The sequence below is a fragment of the Bacillus cereus group sp. BfR-BA-01522 genome, assembly GCF_022662635.1.
Classification (GTDB): domain Bacteria; phylum Bacillota; class Bacilli; order Bacillales; family Bacillaceae_G; genus Bacillus_A; species Bacillus_A cytotoxicus.
The window spans coordinates 144,333-162,567 of sequence record NZ_JAKUDY010000006.1; the positions used below are offsets into that span (position 1 = coordinate 144,333).

Sequence of the window (18,235 nt, forward strand, 5' to 3'; positions counted from 1 at the left end):
ATGAAAGTTTCACTATATATCCATCTTACGTCGTGAAGTGCTAGAATGTCCACTGTTTATAGCTTAAAATAAGAAAAGTCAATATATTTTTAGAAAGTTCAAATAATATTTCTTTCATTTTGTACAATTTGTGAAAAGGGTTACATGAACTGGCTATACAGACTATAATGAAAACGTAATCTTCTCGTATATGTTTGACTCTCCTTTGAAACTGATCTCGTATAGATCAGTTTCTTTTTTTTCAACATACTTGCTTTATTTTCCTTCTTTATTAAATAAATACATATGTGTAGGATCTAAAAATATGATTTGTTTCCTAAACATAACAGAAAGGCTTTTTGGAAAATGGATATACTAATGTTGTAAAGATTCATGGAAGGAGAATGAAGATGGGACAAAGTCATAGATTTCGTGCTGGGCAAAAAGCTCCAAACAATGGGCTCTACGTCGAGATTGGTGAAACTGGCAGTATGGTAAAAAATCCTCAAATGGTAAAATTAACAGCTGGTGAAAGATTCCCGGAAAATTCAAACCATAACCGCCAGTGGACATATAAAAGAAAACCGTAAAGAGACCCGCAGCTTATTGCTGCGGTTTTTTATGTAACTTCTGAAATATGCAATCAAATTGATTGTATAAAAAAGGAGATAAGAGTATAATAAATTACAAAAGGTCAAAGAAAGTCAAATAGTCAACAAAGGTCAAAAAATGTGGAGGAACTGTAAAGATGGACTTAAATCAAATGACGACAAAAACACAAGAAGCGATTATGAGTGCCCAATCTTTAGCGGTATCTCATCATCACCAAGAAGTAGATACTGTTCATCTATTGCTTGCGTTGCTAAAGCAGCAGGATGGATTAGCGGTACGTATTTTTCAAAAAATGAATGTGAATATAGAACAATTAACGAAAGAAGTGGAAACGCTTATTCAGAAAAAGCCATCTGTAACAGGAAGTGGGATAGAAGCTGGGAAACTGTATATTACAGGCGCTTTGCAACAATTGCTCGTTAAGGCAGAAGCGGAAGCGAAAAAACTGCAAGATGAATACATTTCAGTAGAACATGTATTATTAGCTTTTTGTGAAGAAACAGGGGATGTAAATCGTCTATTTTCTAATTTCCGTATTACAAAGGATACATTACTACAGTCTTTAATGGCAGTTCGGGGGAATCAAAGAGTGACAAGTCAAAATCCAGAAGTAACATATGAAGCGTTAGAGAAATATGGCCGTGATTTGGTCGCAGAAGTGAAACAAGGAAAAATTGACCCTGTAATTGGACGCGATAGTGAGATTCGCCGCGTCATTCGCATTCTTTCGCGTAAAACAAAAAATAACCCTGTGTTAATTGGTGAACCTGGTGTGGGGAAAACAGCCATTGTGGAAGGATTAGCGCAGCGAATTGTAAAAAAAGATGTACCGGAAGGATTAAAAGATCGCACCATCTTTGCGTTAGATATGAGCGCCCTTGTAGCTGGAGCAAAATTCCGCGGGGAGTTTGAAGAACGTTTACAAGCTGTATTAAATGAAATTAAAAAGAGTGAAGGACGTATTCTGTTATTCATTGATGAACTGCATACAATTGTAGGAGCTGGGAAAACAGAAGGAGCAATGGATGCTGGGAATATGTTGAAACCGATGCTTGCGCGCGGCGAGCTTCATTGTATCGGTGCGACAACTTTAGATGAGTACCGAAAATATATTGAAAAAGATCCGGCGTTAGAACGTCGTTTTCAACAAGTATTAGCGGAAGAGCCAACGGTGGAAGATACGATTTCTATTTTACGTGGTCTCAAAGAGCGTTTTGAAATTTATCATGGTGTAAATATCCATGACCGTGCGCTTGTAGCAGCTTCTGTATTATCTGATCGCTATATCTCTGATCGTTTTTTACCGGATAAAGCAATTGATCTTGTTGATGAGGCATGCGCTACCATTCGGACAGAAATTGATTCTATGCCAACAGAATTAGATGAAGTAACGCGCCGCATTATGCAGTTAGAAATTGAAGAAGCGGCGCTTGGAAAAGAAACGGATCGCGGTAGTCAAGAAAGGTTGAAAACATTACAGCACGAGTTATCTGATTTAAAAGAAGTGGCAAGTGGCATGCGTGCGCAGTGGGAAAAAGAAAAAGAAGAAATTCATAAAGTACGCAACTTGCGCGAGAAATTAGAGCGTTTGCGCCGTGAACTGGAAGAAGCAGAAGGAAACTATGATTTAAATAAAGCGGCTGAACTTCGTCACGGTAAAATTCCAGAGGTAGAAAAAGAATTAAAAGTAGCAGAAGAAGCCGGAACACATCATGAAAACGAGAACCGTTTGCTTCGTGAAGAAGTAAGTGAAGAAGAAATCGCAAATATTGTTTCGCGCTGGACAGGAATTCCAGTAGCGAAATTAGTAGAAGGAGAACGTGAAAAGTTACTGCGATTAGAGCAAATTTTATCAGAGCGTGTAATTGGTCAAGAAGAAGCAGTAAGTCTTGTAGCAGATGCAGTTCTTCGTGCGAGAGCAGGAATTAAAGACCCGAATCGCCCGATTGGTTCTTTCATTTTCTTAGGACCGACAGGGGTTGGGAAAACTGAACTTGCGAAAACATTAGCACAGTCGTTATTTGATAGCGAAGAACAAATGATCCGGATAGATATGTCTGAGTATATGGAAAAACATGCGGTATCCCGTTTAATTGGAGCGCCTCCAGGATATGTAGGGTATGAGGAAGGCGGACAATTAACAGAAGCGGTTCGTCGCAAACCATATTCCGTTATTTTATTGGATGAAATTGAAAAAGCACATCCGGAAGTGTTTAATATTTTATTACAAATGTTAGATGATGGTCGCATTACCGATTCACAAGGACGAACAGTCGACTTTAAAAATACAGTAATTATTATGACATCAAATATTGGATCCGCATATTTATTAGAAGGATTACAAGAGAATGGCGCTATAAAAGAGGAAGCAAGAGACCTTGTTATGGGGGAACTTAGAGGACATTTTCGTCCTGAGTTTTTAAACCGTGTAGATGAAATTATTTTATTTAAACCACTTACAACTCATGAAATAAAAGGAATTGTTGATAAGATTGTAAAAGAATTACAAGGACGTTTAGTGGAGCGTCATATTACAGTTGCATTAACAGAATCCGCAAAAGAATTTATTGTAGAATCTGGGTTTGACCCTATGTATGGTGCACGTCCGTTAAAAAGATATGTGCAGCGCCAAATTGAAACGAAACTTGCAAGAGAATTAATTGCAGGAACAATAATAGATAATAGCCATGTAGTAGTAGATGTAGAAAATAATGAATTCGTTGTGCATGTGAAATAAAAAATGTCCGGACATTGATCCGGACATTTTTTAATGTTGCTCTGCTGGTTCGTTTGGAATTGCAGCTGCAATTGCCATTACAAGAATTGCAAGAACAACTGAGAAAATAGACGCTTGTTTAAAATCGTATATACCGCCAGTCATAGAGCTAATTACATAACTCATCATATGTACAAGCAGGAACGACCAAATAAAGGCCCAAATTACACGCATCTTTTCACACCCCTATTCGTTCAATCTGCCTTTATTGTAACACAATTGAAAAAAGAATATAGAAAAATATTTGTGGAATTTTCAAAGCAAATTCGTATTCCATTCATACATTATAAAGAGAAGTTTTTTATGTTTAGAAAATAAGGCGGGAGACAAATGAGTATTACGGAACGTTTTTTCTACTTGGAAGAAGAACCATGTGTGATTTACTTACCAGAAAAACCTAATGGATTTTGCATTATGCTTCTTGGCGATTACAACTACTTTATTGAGAATGGTACAAGTTTATGGATGCAGCACACAGGAAGAGCGTATTTTTTAAATGGACTTATAAAGAAAGGATATACCGTTTTTTCATCCAATCTATACGGAAGACATTGGGGAAATGATCAGGCTGTTCGTTTAGCAAAGCGATTATATCATGTTGTGATGAAGAAAGAGACCTTAAATGAAAAAATTCATATATTGGCAGATGGAATGGGAGCGCTTGTAGCTCTTGAGATGATGCATCGTAATCCGGAATGCATACGTTCTGTTGCTATGTTAAGTCCATGTCTAGATTTACCAGCATATGTGGAATTTGAGAAAGAACATAAATTTTTCTATAAAAGATTAGTGAAAGAGTTATTGCAAGCATATGAGGTGAAGGAAGTAGAGCTAGCGACGAAAATTGATAAAAAATCATTCCGATATTTACCTTCTTGCGTGCCAGTTAAAATGTTTGTCTCGACACAAGAAAAGAAGGAACGTAAGCAGCTGTTTCGGGAATACGAGAAACAGCGATTGGATAAGAAATGTGACACATCTTTATCGTTTCACTTACAAGATGTGAAATATAAAACGATTCATCAAGTATGTCGTTTTTTCAAAAAATACGAGGAAGAATTATGAAGCTCCAACATACATAAAGAAGGAGCTATTTGTTTAAGAGAAAGAAAGGATTGATGACATGAATCGCGTGCTCATTATAGGTGCTCTTACATTTGTTGGATATCATCTTGTGAATAAAATGCTCGCTGAAGACATTGAAGTGTACGGAATGGACTTTGCAGATTTTGAGAATATCTCAAAAATAGAGGAAGAAAAGTTAATGTTAATTGGACGGAATGCTTTATTTACCTATTCCGACATTAGAGATGATCGGGAATGGCATGAAATAGAGAACAATCCCTTTGATGCGGCATATTTTTGTTTATGTGAACCGAACCAAAATGCGGGATTTCGAAAAGAACAGGTCATTTTACAATATTTAAAACGTGTTACGCATATGTGTGAAGCAAATGAAGTGAAGCTAAATGTCGTTTCATCTATTGAAGTCGGAAACCGGAACGAATCGGAAAATAAGCGAATGTTTATGAAGATTGAAGAAGAAGTAAAAAAAGGTGATCTTTCCTACAGCATATTTCGTGTCCCTACATTGTATGGACCGTGGCAACCAACATTTATGATCTATCATCAACTGATGCTATCGGAAATAAATGAACAGGAATGTGAGTTAACTTCTACTGAAAATAGGTGTGACCTTTTATATGTAGAAGATGTATGTGAATATTTATTGGAAAAGGGAACGGATATAGAGAATATAGGGGTATATAACTTAATTAGCGGGAAGAGAAAACTTTGGGAAAAAGGAATGCATCTTTTAAATGCGAATGATAAAATGAAGGGGCGTGTGGAAGAAAAGCAAGAAACATTTGCTAACATTTGCATGGAAAAACATACCCCGTTAGAATTCGGTTTAAACAAACAATTTGCGCACGTAAAAAAATATAAGCGATTATATGAAGGTTGAAGCGCTATATATTTACAATTCGTAAATAAAGATAGCGAGATGAGAAAGGATGAAATGATATGAATGAAAAAAATATGCAGTTTTTACAAATCGCAATGAAATATTTACCAGAGGCAAAAGCAATTTTAGATGATCATGGAGTGGCACTTGATATGGAGAAAGCCCAGCCGGTATTAGAATTGTTAATGAAAGTGATGAATGAAGCATATGAACTAGGCAAGACAGAAAAATAATTTGTTTATTAGGAAGGAAAGCCGACAATTGTTGGCTTCTTTTTTATGGAGAAAATATAAGGAAGGAATGAAGGGGATTTCTTTGCGTAAAGTTTCACGTTCCGACGAAATATATTCTAGACAAATAAACATTTATGTTTTAGAATTAGTACCACGTCATAATATTTGATATAAAACGGAGGGCTGCAATGTGAATGTAGGCATTTTAGGAATCGGAAGATATGTGCCAGAAAAAGTAGTCACAAATCATGATTTAGAGAAGATAATGGACACATCCGATGAATGGATTCGTACAAGAACGGGAATATCGGAGAGACGAATTGCCGATGATACAATAGATACATCATATATGGCTGTTGAAGCCTCTAAAAAAGCAATAGAAGATGCGGGAATTACTGGTGAGGATATAGATTTGATTTTAGTTGCAACTGTAACACCGGATCATTCTTTTCCTGCTGTAGCATGTATGGTCCAGGAACAAATTGGTGCAACACATGCAGCTGCAATGGATTTAAGTGCAGCATGCGCTGGCTTTATGTACGGGATGATTACAGCTCAGCAATTTATTCAAACAGGTACTTATAAACACATATTAGTGGTAGGCAGCGATAAATTATCGAAGATTGTCGACTGGAAAGATCGCAATACAGCAGTTTTATTCGGAGATGGAGCAGGAGCTGTTGTTATGGGAGCTGTTTCAGACGGTAAAGGAATTCTTTCATTTGAATTAGGAGCAGATGGAAGAGGTGGAAAGCACCTTTATCAAGACGAATATGTTATGATGAACGGCAGAGAGGTCTTTAAATTCGCAGTTCGCCAACTTGGTGATTCTTGTCTCCATGTTTTAGATAAAGCAGGTCTCACAAAAGCTGATGTTGACTTTTTAGTTCCGCATCAAGCAAATATTCGTATTATGGAATCTGCAAGAGAGAGATTAGATTTGCCACAAGAAAAAATGAGTAAGACGATTGAAAAGTTTGGAAACACATCTGCTTCTTCTATTCCAATTGCTATGGTAGAAGAATTGGAAAAAGGACGAATTCAAGATGGGGATCTTATCATACTCGTTGGCTTTGGTGGTGGATTAACATGGGGGGCAGTTGCTCTTCGTTGGGGTAAATAAGGACTGAGAGAAAAAAGGAGTGTATTTTGTATGGAAAAAAAGAGGGTCGTAATTACTGGATTAGGAGCTGTAACGCCAGTTGGAACAGATGTTGAAACTGCTTGGGAAAATATTAAAAATGGTGTATCTGGAATCGGACGACTAACACGATTAGATCCAGAGCAATTTCCAGCAAAAGTAGCAGCAGAAATTAACGACTTTGAAGTCGAAAAATATATTGAGAAAAAAGAAGCGCGTCGCATGGATCGATTTACACAATATGCGGTAGCGGCAGCAAAAATGGCAGTTGCTGATGCGAAATTAGAAATTACAGAAGAAAATGCACCGCGCATTGGTGTATGGATTGGTTCTGGAATTGGGGGTATGGAAACATACGAAGAACAATTCAAAATCTTCATGGAAAAAGGCGCGCGCCGCGTAAGTCCGTTCTTCGTACCGATGATGATTCCTGATATGGCAGCTGGTCAAGTATCGATTGCGACAGGTGCAAAAGGAATTAACACTTGCTCCGTAACAGCTTGTGCATCAGGAGCAAACTCAATTGGAGATGCTTTTAAAGTCATTCAGCGCGGGGATGCTGATGCGATGATTGCAGGGGGGGCAGAAGCGCCTCTTACGCATATGGCATTTGCAGGATTTAGTTCAGCGAAAGCATTAACATTTAATGAAGATCCAGCGACTGCATGTCGTCCATTTGATAAAAATCGCAGCGGTTTTGTCATGGGAGAAGGTGCAGGTATTCTTATTCTTGAAGAATTAGAACATGCATTAGCACGCGGTGCTCATATTTATGCAGAAGTTGCTGGTTATGGTGCAACAGGAGATGCATTCCATATTACACTACCTGCGCCAGGTGGTGAAGGCGGCGTGCGCGCAATGCGTCAAGCCTTAGCTGATGCAGGTCTTAAACCAGAAGATATTGACTACATTAATGCGCATGGTACAAGTACAGATGCCAATGAAAAATATGAAACAATGGCGATTAAAGAAGCATTTGGTGAACATGCATATAAAGTAGCAATTAGTTCCACGAAATCAATGACAGGTCACTTATTAGGAGCAGCTGGTGCTGTTGAGGCAATTTTCTCTATTAAGTCCATTACAGATGGAGTCATTCCTCCAACAATCAACTATGAAACACCAGATCCAGAATGTGATTTAGATTACGTACCAAATGAAGCAAGACATCAAGAAGTCCGCGCCGTATTAAGTAACTCATTAGGATTTGGCGGACATAACGCAGCGCTAGTATTTAAGGCATATAAATAATGAGAACGAAAGAGGCTGTCCAAAGTAGGGCGGCCTCTATTTATTTTTGTCCTTAATGTGCCCTCTTCTTTTTCTGCATATATATAAGAAAAGGAGGTAGGTAAGATGGGGGTTATTCAAACTGCTAATTGGATGAGATTATATTATGGACGCCCAGAAAAGCTGTGCGAGAAGTTTACAAAGTATATTCCATTACCAAAAGAGCAGCTATATCGATTTCTCATTTCAAAAGGTATGTATCGTCCTGTGCGAAAAGGTGAAAATGAAATTCGGCAATTAGAAGAAAAACAAATTTGGACAAAATTGTCCGCAGAATATGAAGCGTTAAAAAAATGGTTAGGAGGTCCGGATGTTCCGGTCTTTCTTTTACTATCAGATCCATATAATCGCACCGTACAAGAGGAGTACAATGGAAAAGCTGGTTTAACAATGCGGCATGTTATCTTTTTATTTGTATGCGGGAGAAATTCGATTCAAGAATTAAAAGCGTTGCTGACTCATGAATATCACCACATATGCCGACTGCATCAAATCGTCAAAAGAGAACAGGAGTATACGTTATTAGATACAATGGTCATGGAAGGATTGGCAGAACAAGCCGTTATAGAACGACATACAGAGCAGGCGTGCGCCCCGTGGACGTTATATTTTTCAAAAGAAGAAGCGTTGTATTATTGGAAGAAAGTAATAAAAGAGAAACGAGATATAAGGAGAGGGACAAGGGAGTATGACGCTATTTTAAATGGAATCGGACCGTATCCGAAAATGTTAGGGTATGGGGTAGGTTTTCATATTGTAAAAGAATGCGTGGAAGTAACAAAAGAAAATACGCTTTCTTTCATGTCTATCGATGCCAAGCATATATTAAAAAAGGCGAATGCATTTGCTGAATAGTCACTTTGGGAACTTGGCGATGCCAAGTTCTTTTTCGTCATTAAAATAATAAGTAGAATATATTTCCTTACATGGAATAAATTTTACCGAAAATGAACATAATGATTGGTACAAATAGTAGTGAAGTGAGGGGTAGAGAAATGTTATATCTGCATGATGTATGGGTAAATTGGTTTGAAGGTGAAGAAAATGGGTATAACGTTTGTCATTTTTACGAATGGCGGAAAGATGATACGATTGAATTGTTAGATCAAGTGCCATTATTAAAAGTAGATGCCACATTATATCATTACATCGAGAACGAATTATTAGAACTTCCACAACAATTATTGGAAGACGTACATCATAAAGCTTATATTCGTAAAAATCATGAACGTTTGCAACAAGAGTATTGCTTCGTTGTTACAGATGGAAGAGGAATTATCGCTGTAGATACAATTGGATACAATGTACCAATTCGAAAGAGTAGACTGATTCCTCGTCAAGAGCAAATGGTGTATGAGATGGTGGAGAATGTACAAGCAGAGAAGTACAAGTTTCAAATGGAAGAAACGGAAAAAGAACATCATATTTTATCACCATCACCTCATATTATGAACGGATTAACCCGTAAAGAAAGACAGTTAAAGCAATTATTATTTATGGCGTTAGATCAATTACATACAACGAAAAATCCAGCTGAAATTCGCTATTGGTACACAGAGTGGGATCCATCTGCTTATGGAGCAGTTCAACATATGGAATTTGAAGATGTTTGGAAACAGCTTTATGAAGAAGCGAAAAACGGCTGGTCAGAAAAGCATGAACAGCTATGTGAACGCCTTGTAAAAGGACAACCATTCTTTGAAAAGTTATGGGAAATGGAGAACGAGCAGAAAGTAAACTAAAAAACCGCCGCAATGGGCGGTTTTTTTAGTTGATTTTAGAGTAGCAGAGCGAGCTGTCTGCGCTTTTTGTAGAATCCAGTTCCGGCAGCAAGCTCTTCGTGTCTAAGAACCTTCCGCATAAGAAGGCAAAGAACGCCTTCTATGCGAAAGAACCTTAGCCAGTCAGAGCTGAGCGAGCCGCCTGTGCTTTTTGATGGAATCCAGCTCTGGCGTCGAGAATGTTCGGTGGCTTCGCGCCTTCCTGCGAGGCAAAGAGCGCCTCTACGTCAGGAGCTCCATCCCCCTCACATTTTAAGCGAGCCGCTTGTGCTTTTTGATGGAATCCAGCTCCGGCGGCGAGAATGTTCGGTGGCTTCGCGCCTTCCTGCGAGGCAAAGAGCGCCTCTACGTCAGGAGCTCCATCCCCCTCACATTCTAAGCGAGCCGCCTCCGCTTTTTATGTTACCTACGTTTTCTGCTTAGTCCCATTGCGTTTTCTACTTTGCGCAGTTGTTTTATTGCGACGCGGTTTGCTTTTTCGGCACCTTTGTCTAGGATTTCGTCTAGTTCTGGAGAGTTGATTAGTTCGTTATATTTTTCTTGGATTGGTCGGATTGCTTCTGCGACTACTTGTGCTAGGTCGCCTTTGAAGTCACCATATCCTTTTCCTTCATATTGTGCTTCTAGTTTTTCAATTGTTTTTCCAGAGAATGAAGAGTAGATTGTTAATAAGTTTGAGATACCAGGTTTGTTTTCTTTATCGAATTTTACGATACCGTCAGAGTCTGTTACGGCGCTTTTAATTTTCTTTTCAATTGTTTTTGGTTCATCAAGCATGCAGATCATTGCCTTTGGATTTGGATCCGATTTACTCATTTTTTTCGTAGGTTCTGTTAATGACATAATGCGCGCACCTACTTTTGGAATGCGAATTTCAGGAATTGTGAAGACTTCGCGATAACGTTTATTAAAGCGTTCTGCTAAATCACGTGTTAGTTCCATATGTTGTTTTTGATCGTCACCAACTGGTACGATTTCAGTGTTGTAAAGTAAAATATCAGCTGCCATTAATGGTGGATACGTAAGCAGTGCAGTTGGAACAGATTCGCGGCCAGCTGCTTTATCTTTATATTGCGTCATGCGTTCTAATTCTCCAACAGATGCGATGGATTGCATAATCCATCCTAATTGAGCATGTGCTGGAACTTCGGATTGGACAAATAAAGTTGCTTTTTCCGGATCAATGCCGCATGCAATATATAATGCCGCAAGACTGCGAATATTTTTGCGAAGTTGTACAGGATCTTGAGGGACTGTAATCGCATGTTGGTTTACAATACAGAAATAGCAGTCATGTTCATTTTGAAGTTCTGTAAATTGTTTCATTGCTCCTAAATAGTTTCCAAGCGTAATGGTTCCACTTGGTTGAATACCAGAAAAAATAACTGACATACATCATTCCTCCTTAAATTTTCAATAATGAATGATTGAAGAGCAGGCTACTATGAATTGGTTGTCAGGGTGGAGAAGGGCTAAGCGAGCCGCCTGTGCTTTTTGATGGAATCCAGCTCCGGCGGCAAGAATGTTCGGTGGCTTCGCGCCTTCCTGTGAGGCAAAGAGCGCCTCTACGTCAGGAGCTCCATCCCCCTCACATTCTAAGCGAGCCGCCTCCGCTTTTTAAATAAAAAAAGTCCATTCATCCCTTATGACAATAGGGACGAATGGACCGCGGTACCACCCTAATTATTTCACAGTTGTGAAATCTCTTTAATCCATTTAACGTTTGGATTACGCCAAAGCCTACTTCTTTCGGTTCGGTTTGGTGCTCAAAAGCCCATTCCATATTGTGTAATTACTTGTTTGCACCGACCACAAGCTCTCTGAAATTACTACAATATGTACTCTTCTTTATCATTGCATCGTATTAGATTTATTCTTTGATAACGATCGTTCTTGAATAAGAATGAACGATCGTTATTGTGATAACAAAATGTTTGCAAATCATTATATCATTACGAAAGATGGTTTGCAAACTACATCAGAATGGTGACACTAATGATTGTTGAAAGGGCTGCTAGTAGAAGACCTGCGAGACAAATTGGATAGGTCCATTTGAATGAATATGTTTTATAGATCCGTTCTTTTTTATCTTCAGGTGCTTCCAGTTCTTCAATAAGAGATTCAATTTTTTTGTTCGTTCCAAATACTTTTTGGAAGGCGTACATCGTTACGTTGAAAAAGCCATTTTGAAATAAGAATAAAAAGCCACCCACAATCACAAAAACTAGTGCAATATAAAAAGATAAATTGACGAAATTTAACAAAAAATGAGGTGAAGAGAGCAAAGCACCGATACTAGAAACGATGATTGCTATGAAAATTAGTATACAAGTATGGAAAAAAATTTGTTTCAAAATGTTCCCCTCCGTAAAAAAATTTTACTGGAATTATTATACTATGAAAGTTATAATGAGTAATATAATTAATTATTTGAAAATTATACGCAATTGTAAGTTGTATTTCAATATGGTGGAATCAATGCTAAGTTATCCCTTTATCAAAAAATAAATATTTTATTTAAAATTTTAACAAAAAAACAAAAAATTATATTCACAATTGTTGTATTATATGTATAATGAAAATTGTAGAAACTTGGAGATTATTCTTTCAATTTCTAGCGAATTGGGTACAGGACGTGCAATTAGGGGAGGCAGTGCAGCTATGAAGAGAAAGATACCATTATTACTTGCGTCAACATTGACTGTAAGCATGTTACTTGGGGCTTGTAGTTACCAAAAAGATGATGGAAAAGCAAAAGGGAAAGAAGCGGCATCTAGTAGTAATGGAAAGCCGATTCTGAATTTGACAGAACCATCAGAAATTCCGTCAATGGATGCATCATTAGCATCAGATTCAGCATCATCAACAGTGTTAAACAATACGATGGAAGGATTATATCGTATTGGTGAAAAACAAAAAAGGATGCCTGGTGTTGCAGAATCATTCGAAAAGTTGGATGACGGTAAGAAGTATATATTCAAGTTGAGAAAAGATGCGAAATGGTCAAACGGCGATCCTGTCACAGCGAAAGATTTTGTATATGCATGGAAAAGAGCAGTAAATCCAGATACAAAAGCAACATATTCTTATATTATGTTTGATATTAAAAATGCAGAGAAAATTCATAAAAGAGAATTGTCACCGGATCAATTAGGAGTCAAGGCGGTTGATGACTATACATTAGAAGTGGAATTAGACAACCCAATTCCTTATTTTGTTGATTTAACAGTGTATCCTGTATTTTATCCGCTGAACGAAAATTTTGTGAAGTCACAAGGAGATAAATTTGGTTTAGAAGCCAATACAACTTTGTATAATGGACCATTTGTGATGAGTGAATGGAAGCATGAACGTAGTTTCCAACTTAAGAAAAATCCATCCTATTGGGATAACAAAACTGTTAAAATCGAAGAGATTAACTTTAATATTGTAAAAGATACAGCAACGAATGTGAACTTATATGAAACAAATGCGATTGATCGTACACCATTAAGCTCGGAATTTGTAGATAAGTTTAGACAAAGTTCAGAGTTTAAAACGAGAGAAGAAAATGGGGTTGCCTATTTAAGATTTAATCAGAAAAATCAGTTCTTACATAATAAAAATTTACGAAAAGCAATCTCCATGTCTTTTGACCGTGAAAATATCGCGAAAGTTATTTTAAATAATGGAGCGATTGGTGCTTACGGATTTGTTGGAAAAGATTTTGCTGAAGGTCCAAATAAAAAAGATTTTCGCGCTGAAAATGGTAAGTTAGTTAAAACGGATACAAAAGAAGCAAGAAAACTTTGGGAAGCCGCGAAAAAAGAGCTTGGAACTGATAAAGTTGAACTATCAGTTTTAAACTTTGATGATGACGATTCCAAAAAAGTTGGTGAGTTCTTAAAAGGTGAAATTGAGAAGAATTTACCAGGTGTAACCATTCATATAAAACAACAACCGTTTGCGCAAAAAATGAAATTGGAAGACTCAGGGGAATATGATATTTCACTTGCTGTTTGGAGTCCTGATTATCCAGATCCAATTTCATATTTAGATATGTTTGTGACAAATGGTACGCAAAACAAAACAGGATACTCAAACCCAAAATATGACGAATTCATTCAAAAAGCAAAAACAGACACAAAAGATTTACAAGCTCGTTGGAATAATCTTCTAGAGGTTGAAAAAATGTTAATAAAAGAAGACGCTGTTATTGCACCAATATTCCAAAAAGGATCTGCCTATGTTATAAAAGATGGTGTGAAAGACATTATTCCAATTTCTTATGGTGGTAAACTAACATATAAATGGGCGTCCGTTGAAAAATAGTAGTTTTTATCGGCAGCCCGATTGGTGAGGATTCATAATCAGTAGGGGATGAAGAACCCCCTGCTGATTAAAGTTTCACTTAATTTCATCGTTTATAAAGGGGATATGTCCATGATGGGCATATGCTCTTATTTTAAAAATATAAAAGTAAGAATATTTAAAACTATCTTATTGCTTTTGAAAAAAATGGGGAGGTGCTTGACTATGGGACGTTATGTATTAAAGCGTTTCGTATATATGTTTTTGACATTATTTTTAATTACATCATTAACATTCTTCTTAATGAAATTATTGCCGGGTTCTCCACTCAAAAATCAGGAGAAATTATCTCCGGAACAAAAAGAAATCATTTTGGAGAAATATGGTTTAAATGATCCGGTACCAGTGCAGTACGCACGCTATTTAGGAAACTTAGCAAAAGGCGATTTAGGAGTATCGTTCCAATATGATAATCGTCCGGTAACGGATATGATTGCAGAACGTATTGGACCATCCGCCCAGCTCGGTTTTCAGGCAATTCTTTTAGGGTCATTTATTGGGCTAATTTTAGGAATTATTGCAGCACTTCGAAATAATACATGGGTCGATTATGGGGCGACGATTATTTCCGTACTCGGAATGTCGGTACCATCCTTTGTATTTGCAGCACTATTACAATATTTCGTAGGGGTAAAACTCGGCTGGTTCCCAGTTGCATTCTGGAAAGGACCTGAATTTACAGTTATGCCAACAATCGCTTTATCGATGGCAGTTATTGCAACAATCGCACGTTTTGCTCGTGCTGAATTAATTGAAGTAATGCAAGCTGATTATATTTTAACAGCGAAGGCAAAAGGAATTAGTCAAGGCGTCATTATTGTGAAACATGCTCTTCGTAATGCACTGATTCCAGTTGTTACAATTTTAGGGCCGATGGTTGCAGGGTTGATTACAGGAACACTTGTTATTGAGCAAATTTATGCTGTTCCTGGACTTGGGGAACAATTCGTTAAGTCGATTACATTAAATGATTATACAGTTATTATGGGGACAACAATTTTCTATAGTGCAGTCTTTATTTTCGTTATTTTCATCGTAGATATTTTATATGGAATTATTGATCCTCGTATTCGTTTAGCGGGAGGGAAAAAATGATGAAAGATGTACAAAAATTATCTCCAGATTTATTTCAACCAGCAAATCAAAGTAATGTTGATAATGAAGTCATTGCCCGTCCGAGCTTAACGTTTTGGCAAGATGTAAGAAAACGCTTATTTCAGCATAAAGGTGCAATGTTCGGTCTTGTATTATTAGTTATTATTACATTACTAGCGATTTTTGGACCGATGGTAAGTAAGTATTCTTATAAAGATCAAGACTTAAGTCGTGCGAAATTGCCACCAAAAATTCCAGTGCTCGAAAATATTCATTGGTTACCATTTGATGGAACAGACCAATATGGTGTGGATCAATATAAAAAACGTGATATTAAAGAGTCTTTCTGGTTCGGTACAGACGACCTAGGTCGCGATTTATGGACAAGAACATGGGATGGGACACGTGTATCATTATATATCGCGCTTTTAGCAGCTGCGATTGATTTAATTATCGGGGTTGCATACGGAGGGATTTCAGCGTTCTATGGTGGACGAGTAGATAATATTATGCAGCGTGTTATGGAAATTATTAACGGTATTCCGTATTTAATTATCGTTATTTTAATGGTAATCATTATGGGATCTGGTATATGGTCAATTACACTTGCGATGGCGATTACAGGTTGGATTGGGATGTCACGTATCGTTCGTGGACAAGTATTAAAATTAAAAAATCAAGAATATGTATTAGCATCACGTACACTAGGTGCCACAAACACACAATTAATTATCAAACATTTAATTCCAAACGTAATGGGGCCGATTATCGTTATGACAATGTTCACAATTCCAACTGCGGTGTTTGGTGAAGCGTTCTTAAGTTTCATTGGTCTTGGTATTCAGCCACCATTTGCATCACTTGGCTCACTTGTAAATGATGGTTACAAATCCATTCAAACGTATCCACATATGATGTTCATCCCTGCGATTGTCATCAGTATGTTAATTTTAGCATTTAACTTAATGGCGGATGGATTACGCGACGCGTTAGATCCAAAAATGCGTAAGTAAAAGAGGGGAGAGGTAAAGAATGAAAAAATTGCTAGAGGTAAAAGATTTACAAGTCTCCTTTGATACGCATGCAGGTGAAGTACAAGCTGTACGCGGTGTTACTTTTGATTTGAAAAAAGGAGAAACATTAGCGATTGTAGGGGAGTCTGGTTCCGGAAAATCAGTGACTTCCAAGGCGTTAATGGGATTAATCCCAAATCCGCCAGGACGTATTAAAAAAGGAGAAATTTTATTTGAAGGTCGTGACTTAACAAAACTAACAGAAAAAGAAATGCAGGCTGTGCGTGGAAAAGAGATTGCGATGATTTTCCAAGATCCAATGACGTCCCTCAATCCAACGATGACAATTGGCAATCAAATTATGGAAGGCCTTATTAAGCATCAAGGAATGAGCAAAGCGGATGCTCGCAAAGTTGCATTAGAGCTTCTTGACCTTGTTGGGATTCCAAATCCAGATGCTCGTTTAAAACAATATCCGCACCAGTTTTCCGGTGGTATGAGACAGCGTGTTGTAATTGCAATGGCACTAGCTTGTAATCCGAAATTATTAATTGCCGATGAGCCGACAACTGCACTTGACGTTACGATCCAAGCACAAATTTTGGAATTAATGAAAGATATTCAGCAAAAAACAGAAGCAGCTATTATTTTTATTACGCATGATTTAGGTGTAGTGGCAAATGTTGCTGATCGTGTCGCTGTTATGTATGCGGGGAAAGTTGTTGAAATCGGAACAGTTGATGAAATTTTCTATAACCCGAAACATCCATATACGTGGGGCCTTATTGCTTCTATGCCAAGTTTAGATGGTTCTGAAGAAGAACTATATGCAATTCCGGGAACGCCACCAGATTTATTAAAGCCGCCAAAAGGTGATGCGTTCGCACCACGAAATCCACAGGCTTTAAAAATTGATTTTGAAATGGAGCCACCTTTATTTAAAGTGAGTGATACACATTATGCGGCAACTTGGTTACTTCATGAGCAAGCGCCGGAAGTAAAACCACCAGCAGCTGTTGAAAAACGTATTCTTCAAATGAAAGCAGGTGAACAACATGACTAAACAACGTGAAAAATTAATTGAAGTAAAAAATGTAAGTCAACACTTCAACGTAAGTGGTGGTGTTGTTAAAGCGGTTAATAATATTTCATTTGATATTTACCGCGGAGAGACATTTGGTCTTGTAGGAGAATCTGGTTGTGGAAAATCGACAACTGGAAGAACGATCATTCGTTTATATGATGCAACAGCTGGAGAAGTATTATTTGATGGTGAAAATGTACATGGTAAAAAATCTCGAGCAGAACTAAAAAAATTCAACCGAAAAATGCAAATGATTTTCCAAGATCCATATGCATCGTTGAACCCTCGTATGACAGTAGGAGATATTATTGCAGAAGGCATTGATATTCACGGATTAGCAAAAAATAAAAAAGAACGTATGGATCGTGTGCATGAGCTATTAAAAACAGTTGGTTTAAATAAAGAACATGCAAACCGTTTTCCGCATGAATTCTCAGGTGGACAACGTCAGCGCATCGGGATCGCTCGTGCCTTAGCGGTAAAGCCTGAATTTATTATTGCCGATGAGCCAATTTCAGCGCTTGACGTATCCATTCAAGCACAAGTTGTCAACTTAATGAAAAAACTACAAAGAGAAAAAGGGTTAACATACTTATTTATTGCCCATGATCTATCGATGGTAAAATATATTAGTGATCGCATTGGTGTTATGTATCGTGGTCAAATTGTAGAATTGGCGAGCAGCGATGAATTATATGAAAATCCAATTCATCCGTATACAAAATCTTTACTTTCAGCGATCCCACTTCCAGATCCAGATTATGAGCGAAATCGTAAACGTATTGTATACGATCCATCTCAGCACCAATATGGAAGTGAAGTACCAACAATGCGAGAAATTCGCCCGGGACATTTTGTTTTATGTTCGGAAGCTGAGTATAAGAAATATAAAGGAATTTATCAATAAAAAAAGCG

At 37.5% G+C, this 18,235-nt stretch carries 17 protein-coding genes and 1 other annotated feature; of the genes, 14 read left to right on the plus strand and 3 right to left on the minus strand.

Annotated elements, in window-relative coordinates; translation table 11 throughout:
- Positions 1-389 precede the first annotated feature (389 nt).
- Together MR059_RS11065 and clpB are read left to right on the plus strand one after the other, a co-directional pair.
- Entirely contained in the window at positions 390-569 is a 180-nt protein-coding gene (locus MR059_RS11065) for a YjzC family protein (protein ID WP_041809524.1), read from the plus strand.
- A gap of 158 nt (positions 570-727) precedes the next feature.
- The gene (gene clpB, locus MR059_RS11070; protein ID WP_011983974.1) at positions 728-3,328 is read left to right on the plus strand and encodes an ATP-dependent chaperone ClpB; all 2,601 of its coding nucleotides are present in this window, start codon (positions 728-730) and stop codon (positions 3,326-3,328) included.
- A 30-nt stretch (positions 3,329-3,358) separates the two neighbouring features.
- Here clpB and MR059_RS11075 read toward each other — a convergent pair whose 3' ends face one another.
- Positions 3,359-3,541, minus strand: coding sequence for a YjzD family protein (locus MR059_RS11075; RefSeq protein ID WP_011983975.1), 183 nt, complete (start codon positions 3,539-3,541; stop codon positions 3,359-3,361).
- 156 nt (positions 3,542-3,697) lie between these two features.
- Between MR059_RS11075 and MR059_RS11080 the strand changes: the two genes are divergently transcribed.
- The 7 genes from MR059_RS11080 (at position 3,698) to MR059_RS11110 (ending at position 9,739) form a co-directional block, all read left to right on the plus strand.
- Entirely contained in the window at positions 3,698-4,432 is a 735-nt protein-coding gene (locus MR059_RS11080) for an alpha/beta fold hydrolase (RefSeq protein ID WP_011983976.1), read from the plus strand.
- Between the two features lie 58 nt (positions 4,433-4,490).
- The gene (locus tag MR059_RS11085; RefSeq protein WP_011983977.1) at positions 4,491-5,333 is read left to right on the plus strand and encodes an NAD-dependent epimerase/dehydratase family protein; all 843 of its coding nucleotides are present in this window, start codon (positions 4,491-4,493) and stop codon (positions 5,331-5,333) included.
- A gap of 59 nt (positions 5,334-5,392) precedes the next feature.
- Positions 5,393-5,566: a ComZ family protein gene (locus tag MR059_RS11090; protein WP_011983978.1), complete on the plus strand. Its 174-nt coding sequence runs from the start codon at positions 5,393-5,395 to the stop codon at positions 5,564-5,566.
- 190 nt (positions 5,567-5,756) lie between these two features.
- The gene (locus MR059_RS11095; protein ID WP_011983979.1) at positions 5,757-6,689 is read left to right on the plus strand and encodes a beta-ketoacyl-ACP synthase III; all 933 of its coding nucleotides are present in this window, start codon (positions 5,757-5,759) and stop codon (positions 6,687-6,689) included.
- 30 nt (positions 6,690-6,719) lie between these two features.
- The gene (gene fabF / locus MR059_RS11100) at positions 6,720-7,958 is read left to right on the plus strand and encodes a beta-ketoacyl-ACP synthase II (RefSeq protein ID WP_011983980.1); all 1,239 of its coding nucleotides are present in this window, start codon (positions 6,720-6,722) and stop codon (positions 7,956-7,958) included.
- Between the two features lie 105 nt (positions 7,959-8,063).
- The gene (locus MR059_RS11105; protein ID WP_011983981.1) at positions 8,064-8,852 is read left to right on the plus strand and encodes a DUF2268 domain-containing putative Zn-dependent protease; all 789 of its coding nucleotides are present in this window, start codon (positions 8,064-8,066) and stop codon (positions 8,850-8,852) included.
- A gap of 140 nt (positions 8,853-8,992) precedes the next feature.
- Entirely contained in the window at positions 8,993-9,739 is a 747-nt protein-coding gene (locus MR059_RS11110) for a YjbA family protein (protein WP_011983982.1), read from the plus strand.
- A 441-nt stretch (positions 9,740-10,180) separates the two neighbouring features.
- Here MR059_RS11110 and trpS read toward each other — a convergent pair whose 3' ends face one another.
- Both trpS and MR059_RS11120 read right to left on the minus strand, forming a co-directional pair.
- The gene (gene trpS / locus MR059_RS11115; RefSeq protein WP_087097970.1) at positions 10,181-11,170 is read right to left on the minus strand and encodes a tryptophan--tRNA ligase; all 990 of its coding nucleotides are present in this window, start codon (positions 11,168-11,170) and stop codon (positions 10,181-10,183) included.
- A 258-nt stretch (positions 11,171-11,428) separates the two neighbouring features.
- Positions 11,429-11,642: a binding site (T-box leader), on the minus strand.
- Positions 11,643-11,751: 109 nt separating this feature from the next.
- A complete protein-coding gene (locus tag MR059_RS11120) occupies positions 11,752-12,132 on the minus strand; it encodes a DUF3899 domain-containing protein (RefSeq protein WP_011983984.1) in 381 nt (126 codons plus the stop codon).
- Positions 12,133-12,439: 307 nt separating this feature from the next.
- On the opposite strand from MR059_RS11120, the gene MR059_RS11125 reads away from it, so the two are divergent.
- The 5 genes from MR059_RS11125 to MR059_RS11145 all read left to right on the plus strand — a co-directional run bounded on the left by MR059_RS11125 (position 12,440) and on the right by MR059_RS11145 (position 18,227).
- On the plus strand, positions 12,440-14,089 hold the full coding sequence (locus tag MR059_RS11125) for a peptide ABC transporter substrate-binding protein (RefSeq protein WP_087098021.1): 1,650 nt from the start codon (positions 12,440-12,442) through the stop codon (positions 14,087-14,089).
- Positions 14,090-14,293: 204 nt separating this feature from the next.
- The gene (opp3b, locus tag MR059_RS11130; RefSeq protein ID WP_011983985.1) at positions 14,294-15,223 is read left to right on the plus strand and encodes an oligopeptide ABC transporter permease; all 930 of its coding nucleotides are present in this window, start codon (positions 14,294-14,296) and stop codon (positions 15,221-15,223) included.
- Complete coding sequence (gene opp3C, locus MR059_RS11135) at positions 15,220-16,236, plus strand: oligopeptide ABC transporter permease (protein ID WP_011983986.1); 1,017 nt, start codon at positions 15,220-15,222, stop codon at positions 16,234-16,236. The genes opp3b and opp3C overlap by 4 nt, the downstream gene beginning before the upstream one ends.
- Positions 16,237-16,255: 19 nt before the next feature.
- On the plus strand, positions 16,256-17,299 hold the full coding sequence (locus tag MR059_RS11140) for an ABC transporter ATP-binding protein (protein ID WP_011983987.1): 1,044 nt from the start codon (positions 16,256-16,258) through the stop codon (positions 17,297-17,299).
- Positions 17,292-18,227, plus strand: coding sequence for an ABC transporter ATP-binding protein (locus MR059_RS11145; protein ID WP_011983988.1), 936 nt, complete (start codon positions 17,292-17,294; stop codon positions 18,225-18,227). Before MR059_RS11140 ends, MR059_RS11145 begins: the two co-directional genes overlap by 8 nt.
- The last annotated feature ends 8 nt before the right edge of the window (positions 18,228-18,235 follow it).